This window comes from Kaistella haifensis DSM 19056 (genome assembly GCF_000735695.2).
GTDB classification, from domain to species: Bacteria; Bacteroidota; Bacteroidia; order Flavobacteriales; family Weeksellaceae; genus Kaistella; species Kaistella haifensis.
This window is the reverse complement of sequence record NZ_JASZ02000022.1, coordinates 36,682-43,152: the sequence shown is the minus strand read 5'-3', so window position 1 is coordinate 43,152 and position 6,471 is coordinate 36,682. Positions and strand designations below refer to the sequence as shown.

Annotated in this window: 8 protein-coding genes; 5 read left to right on the top strand and 3 right to left on the bottom strand. The window is 34.9% G+C overall.

Annotated elements, in window-relative coordinates; genetic code table 11:
- From AP75_RS10015 to AP75_RS10000, 4 genes are all read left to right on the top strand, one after another.
- Nucleotides 1-317: transposase (locus AP75_RS10015; protein WP_088264535.1), on the top strand; the 317-nt coding region annotated here is incomplete at its 5' end.
- Between the two features lie 57 nt (nt 318-374).
- Nucleotides 375-977, top strand: a complete 603-nt coding sequence (locus AP75_RS10010; RefSeq protein WP_031502057.1) for a phosphatase PAP2 family protein — start codon at nt 375-377, stop codon at nt 975-977.
- Between the two features lie 4 nt (nt 978-981).
- On the top strand, nt 982-1,440 hold the full coding sequence (locus AP75_RS10005) for a BlaI/MecI/CopY family transcriptional regulator (RefSeq protein ID WP_088264531.1): 459 nt from the start codon (nt 982-984) through the stop codon (nt 1,438-1,440).
- A 56-nt stretch (nt 1,441-1,496) separates the two neighbouring features.
- Nucleotides 1,497-3,272 (top strand): DUF4153 domain-containing protein, encoded by a 1,776-nt coding sequence (locus tag AP75_RS10000; RefSeq protein WP_088264530.1) that lies wholly within the window; start codon nt 1,497-1,499, stop codon nt 3,270-3,272.
- A gap of 70 nt (nt 3,273-3,342) precedes the next feature.
- On the opposite strand, the gene AP75_RS09995 is transcribed toward AP75_RS10000, so the two are convergent.
- Nucleotides 3,343-3,687: an RNA recognition motif domain-containing protein gene (locus AP75_RS09995; RefSeq protein ID WP_055043157.1), complete on the bottom strand. Its 345-nt coding sequence runs from the start codon at nt 3,685-3,687 to the stop codon at nt 3,343-3,345.
- 141 nt (nt 3,688-3,828) lie between these two features.
- The gene (locus tag AP75_RS09990; RefSeq protein WP_031503706.1) at nt 3,829-4,692 is read right to left on the bottom strand and encodes an aldo/keto reductase; all 864 of its coding nucleotides are present in this window, start codon (nt 4,690-4,692) and stop codon (nt 3,829-3,831) included.
- Nucleotides 4,693-4,957: 265 nt separating this feature from the next.
- Here AP75_RS09990 and AP75_RS09985 point away from each other — a divergent pair, with 265 nt between their 5' ends.
- Nucleotides 4,958-5,824, top strand: a complete 867-nt coding sequence (locus AP75_RS09985) for a sigma-70 family RNA polymerase sigma factor (RefSeq protein WP_039344711.1) — start codon at nt 4,958-4,960, stop codon at nt 5,822-5,824.
- A gap of 47 nt (nt 5,825-5,871) precedes the next feature.
- On the opposite strand, the gene AP75_RS09980 is transcribed toward AP75_RS09985, so the two are convergent.
- Nucleotides 5,872-6,462 (bottom strand): Crp/Fnr family transcriptional regulator, encoded by a 591-nt coding sequence (locus tag AP75_RS09980; RefSeq protein ID WP_031503707.1) that lies wholly within the window; start codon nt 6,460-6,462, stop codon nt 5,872-5,874.
- Nucleotides 6,463-6,471: the final 9 nt, after the last annotated feature.

The window sequence follows — 6,471 nt, the reverse complement described above, 5'->3', positions numbered from 1 at the left end:
GTAAAGCTGTTGATTTTCTCATGAGAACTTTGGCATATTTCTTAAGTCCTGTGAAGATTATTCTTGCTGATGGAGGTTACAGAGGAGAAATCATAGAACAGGTGAAAAATAAGTTTGCTTATCTAATCAATGTGGTGATGAGAAATGATGAAAAGAAAACAGATTTTAAGCCCTTTTCTAAAAGATGGATTATTGAACGGACATTTTCCTGGTTTGATAACGACAGGAGATTATGCAGGAATTACGAATTACTAATGGAAAATTCTGAAAATATGGTAAAATTATCCGCCATAAAAAATTTATTGAATAAAATTTAAACAGGCTCTAATTATAAACAGATAAAAAAACTTATTTTTGAGTCACTATTTATTTTTATGTTCAAAAATACCACTACAACGAAAACTAAGGTTTGGAAAATTATTTCCGATTTCTTCAATCCTCTCACCTCTCTTTTCCTGTATTTTTTGTATTTCAGTTATGAAAATTACTCGGTACAAGAAACTATTCGTCGCTTTTTACCTTTATTTCTTTTAACGGCACTTCCTATTTCAATATGGATTTTCTGGAATGTGAAGACAGGGAAGTATTCCAACATGGACGTTTCCAACCGTGTACAACGAAAAAGTCTTTATTTCTTTATTATCGCTGCTATTGCCGGATATCTTCTGTATGATTTTGCCGTTAATAAAAATGCTGATCTTATAATGGTTTTTATCATGGTTTTACTTATAGTAATGCAGATCAGCAATTATTTTATCAAAAGTTCCATGCATACCTCTTTCAACCTTTTCGTTGCAGCTTTATTTTTTTCAAGCAATCCCATATTGGGAATGGTATGGTTTTTCATAACGATTATTGTAGGAATATCCCGAGTTATTCTGAAAAGACACACCGTAGGAGAAGTCCTTTCCGGCGCCCTTATCGCAGGTTTCATATCTTTTATTTATCTTTATACCCATATCCAAATTCAGCATTAAAACTATGAAAATAAATCAGCTCACCCATGCCGAAGAACTTTTAATGACCATCCTTTGGAAACTGAATTCCGCTTACATGAAAGAGGTAATGGAGCAGTATCCCGAACCGAAACCTCACCAAAATACAGTTTCTACTTTTATAAAAATTTTGGTGGAAAAAGAATTTTTAACCACAGAAAAAGAAGGCCGAATCTTTAAATACCGGGTTGCCATCCCTTTTGAAGACTATCGCGAGTACCGAACCAAATCTTTTGTGGAGCAATATTTCGGAAATTCCGGAAGCGAACTGGTAAAAACTCTCGTTGATGTAAAACTGCTTAATCCTTCCGAACTTACCAATCTTTTCGGGACCAAAATTCCTGAACAGGAAAATCCGATCAGTGATTTTGTAGAAGAAATAACTTCGGGTAAGAAAACCGGCAAAAAGGATAAGAAGAAAAAGAAAGAAAAAAAGAAAAAATAAAATTTTTCTCCTTAACGCTACTTCAGTCCATTTTTGTAAAATTTAACCCTAACGTAATGCTAAATAAATTTAAGGAAATAACAGGAAAAGCTGGTCTTGTGATCCGCCAATATCCAATGGTACTGCTCATGTCTTTTTTTGGAGCAGTTTCGCTGATGTGCTTTGCTCACGGCAATTTCAATTCAAATCCTAATTTTTTTGTTTTTATAAAATTCGCGTTGGTTTCCTGTATCGGAATTTCACTTATGTTTGCTTTGAAAATGCTTTCGCAACGGATTGGAAAGCAAATTTTACTGGAGATTTCAGGTGTTTTGTTCTTAATATTTTTCTATTTTCTTCTTCCCGAAGAAGAAAAATATTTCACCGAGCGTTATGCGTTTTTGATTGTACCGACTTTTATTCTTTCACATCTTTTAGTATCGTTTATTGCTTTTTTCGGAAAAGAGAAAGAGCTGAATTTCTGGCAGTACAACAAGAATTTATTTATTAATTTATTTCTTACCGCGATTTTTACCGGTGTTTTAACAGGCGGTGTAGAACTCGCGATTCTGGCAGTGGATAAACTTTTCGATTTCAATTTTAACGACCGGTATTATCTGGAAACGTTCTATTTCCTCTCCATTTTCGGCAGCAGTTTTATCTTTCTTCTGTTTAATGAAAAGGGACTTCTGCAATTGGAAAAAGACGAAACTTATCCTGTAATTCTGAAATTTTTCACCCAATATATTTTAATTCCGCTCTTAATCATTTATGCGGTAATTCTTTACTTTTATTCTGCTAAAATCCTTTTAAACTGGGAGCTTCCGAGGGGCTGGGTTTCGTATTTAATTTTAGCATATTCAGTCGTAGGGATTTTGGCTTTACTTCTGGTGCATCCTTTAAAACAAGAATCTACGACTTCTTGGGTAAGAGTATTTTCGAGAATATTTTATTTTACCCTTATCCCGCTTCTTGTTTTACTTTTTACCGCTATTTTCACAAGAATTTTAGAATACGGCTATACCGAACCCAGATATTTTGTCCTTTTACTGGCGATTTGGCTGACGTCGGTTGTTTTCTATTTTATTTTCACAAAAAGAGCGACGATTAAATTTGTTCCAATCAGCATGTTTGCGTTTGGATTATTTTCGCTGGTTTTTCCTTATCTGAATACATTTTCTGTCGCGACAAGGAGTCAGAAAACAGAACTTAAAAATATCCTGAATCAGAACAAGGTACTGAAAAACGGGAAAATAGATTTCACTGCAAAAGTTTCAGACACTGTGGCAGATGAAATTTCCAATAAAATCGGCTTTTTGGTAAAACGTGATGAAACGCATTTCGTCTTGAATTACATGAATTTAAAATATCAAAAGATAATTACCAGCAAAATTAATAAGGGAGAATTATACGGAATACAAAGTCAGATCCGGTCTTCATTTTCGAATGTTGACAAAACCAAAAACTCTTTTGGAGAAAATTTCGAACTTGTTGCTGAAAACAGATTACGGTCTGTGCAAGGTTACGATTTTTTTGCGAGGGTTGGCAATTTCCGGGACACAGAAGGGTTAACTGTTGGCCAGGATATTTTTACCATCACCAGCCAGCAAAAAGAAAAACTTTTAATTATTACTTTGAACAGCAATGAAAAGTGGGATGCAAGTGCAGAAATAAAAGCCTTGATGGCAAAGCACAGCAACAGAACGGGGCGTCTTTCTGTTCCGGAAATTACGTTGGAACACGATCTGGGAAATTATCATATCAAAATCATTTTCGATAATCTTATCAGGGAAAATTTCGGGACAGAAAATATCTATTTCAGTGACGCGTACATTTTAATCCGCAAGAAATAGATTCTCCCTTTCGAAAATAATTCCATAAAAAAAGCGGCTAAAAAGCCGCTTCATTATTTGTAGAAAAATCTTACCAGTTTGAACCGCCACGATTTCCTCCACCGTAACCACCGCCACGGTTTCCTCCACCGTAACCGCCTCCACGGTTATTGTCGAAACTTCTTCTTGGTTTGTCTTCTCTTGGCTTAGCTTCAGAAACGTTAAGTTCTTTACCATCCAATTCTTTACCGTTTAAAGCTTCGATAGCGTTTTTACCGTCTTCGTCGCCCATTTCTACGAAACCGAATCCTCTAGATCTACCGGTTTCTCTGTCTGTGATAATTTTAGCAGAAGATACTTCGCCAAATTCTGAAAAAAGGTCCTGCAATGACTCTTCTCTTGTAGAGTAATTGATGTTTGAAACAAAAATGTTCATCATAAAAAAAATTAAAAAAATTAATACTTGTTGAAATTATAAATGAAAGTCAACAAAGGATGAACAAATATTGATTTCGGATATAAAAACGGGTGCAAGATACAATTATAAATCAGAAAAACAACTTTTTTATGATTAATATTAATTTACTTCCTTTCCTTGCGAAGCTTCCAACAGTTTAAACCAGTCTTCTCTTTCCAAATTAATATCGAGGCTTTCTTTGAACTTTTTAATCATTTCCCATCTTGAAGTACCGATAACAGGAAGAATTTTGGCGGGATGTTTGAGAATAAATGCCAAAAGCAACTGATTTTCATCTGCATTATATTTTTTGCACAATTCCACTAAAACCAATCTTATTCTGCTGTTCTGCTCAGATTCCTTTGAAAAATAGTTCCCCAAAACAGACCAAGCCATCGGTTGCAATCCTTTTCTCATCAATTGATCCAAAGTTCCATCATCAAAAGCGTTGGTATGATTAATCGAAATTTCTACCTGATTGGTAACCAACGGAAAAGCATCATTAATCAATTCAAACTGCGAAGGGGAAAAATTGGAAACGCCGAAATGTCTCACCCATTTTTTTTCTCTTAATTCTTCGAAAGCTTCACCAATTTCTTGAGGATTCATCAGTGGAGACGGCCGGTGCAGCAACAAAAGATCCAAATATTCAGTTTGCAAATTTACTAAACTGTTTTCCACCGACTTTAAAATATGTTCTTTTGAATAATTATAAGATTTGATTTGATAATTTCGATTTTCGCAAGGCATTTCGATTCCGCATTTAGTAATCAACTGCACTTCTTCCCTATTGATTTTCATTTGAGAAAACGCATCGCCAAAAAGTTTTTCGGTGGTATAATCGCCATATAAATCGGCATGATCAAAAGTGGAAAAACCTTCTTCCAGAGATGTTTCAATGAGTTTCTGAACTTCTTTTTGGGAATGATTGGCGCCCCAAATTCCCCAACGCATGGTTCCTATAATAATAGGTGAAAATGTCATAATGCTATATTTTTCATCAAAAATAAATATTAAAAATAAATTTTTGATAAATAAAATCTCATATTTTCAGCATAATACTTGGTTGTTATTCAAATTTATTAATTACAAACCGCAATTAGAAATTTAAAACTAAAAACTTGTATTTTTTCATTTAAATATGAATGAAACATCACAATTATTTAATTGAAATTTAAAACCAGTGTAACCTTTTTATATTTCGCATCGTATAATATATTGCAGTCCTAAAGTGGACAGGTTTTAATACATGAGACAATTAAAAATTACCAAGCAGGTTACCAACAGAGAAACCGCTTCACTCGACAAGTATCTACAAGAAATTGGTAAAGTGGACCTTATCACCGCTGATGAAGAAGTAGAATTGGCACAAAAAATTCGCGCTGGCGATAGAGTTGCCCTTGAAAAACTAATTAAAGCCAACTTACGTTTCGTGGTTTCTGTTTCGAAACAATACCAAAACCAAGGACTTTCCCTACCCGATTTGATCAACGAAGGGAATCTTGGTTTGATGAAAGCTGCTAAAAGATATGATGAAACCAGAGGTTTTAAATTTATTTCATATGCCGTTTGGTGGATTCGCCAATCGATTTTGCAAGCATTGGCAGAACAATCCAGAATTGTAAGATTGCCTTTAAATAAAATTGGTTCTATCAATAAAATCAACAAAGCTTACGCTCACCTGGAGCAAGAAAACGAAAGACCTCCTTCTCCGGAAGAATTGGCGGAAGTTTTGGATATGAGCGAAGACGACATCAAAGAATCAATGAAAAACTCCGGAAGACACTTGTCGATGGATGCGCCATTGGTTGAAGGTGAAGATTCCAATTTATATGACGTTTTGCGGTCCGGGGAATCGCCAAGTCCGGATAAAGATTTGATGCTGGAATCTCTTCAGATCGAAATCGAAAGAGCGTTGCAAACTTTAACGCCTCGTGAAGCTGATTTGGTACGTTTATACTTCGGTTTGAACGGGAAACATCCAATGACTTTAGAAGAAATCGGTGAAACTTTCGATCTTACAAGAGAAAGAGTTCGTCAGATTAAAGAAAAAGCAATCAAACGCTTGAAACACAATACCAGAAGTAAGATTTTGAAATCTTATTTAGGTAAATAATTTCAAAAAGAAACAAAGGAAAAGGAACTCGATTTGAGTTCCTTTTTTTATGAAGGCTGAAAATTCTTCCGCGCCAATTCTTTTCTTACTCTACTCAAACTTTCCGGCGTAATTCCCAAATAAGAAGCCACCATCCATTGCGGAACACGCAGCAAAATATCCGGATACATTTTAATGAAATTCATATAACGTTCTTCGGCAGTTTCCGCCAAAAGTGAATTCACCCGATTCTGCAAATTTCGGATATGTTTCTGCAAAAGCAAATCGTTTTTTTCGGCAGTTTTTGGGAAATGCAAAGCCATATTTTTAAAAAAATCGTTTTTTAATAACAATATTTCTGATTCCTCCACCGCTTCTATATAATATTTCGATTTTTCATTAAAATAAAGCGAGCTTCTATCCGAAATCAACCATTTTTCCGGGGCAAACTGAATGATGTGTTCCTTTCCGTGTTTATCAATGGAATACATTCTGAGCAAGCCTTTTTCCACGAAATAAGTAGCATTACATACCTCACCGTCCTTCAGTAGAAATTCATTCTTCGCAACGCTTTTTGTTTCATAAAAACTGCTGCATTGGGTAACTTCATTTCTCGGAATTTCTAAGATTTCGGATAAATAGGTTTCGATATTTTCCATGTAAAAGAT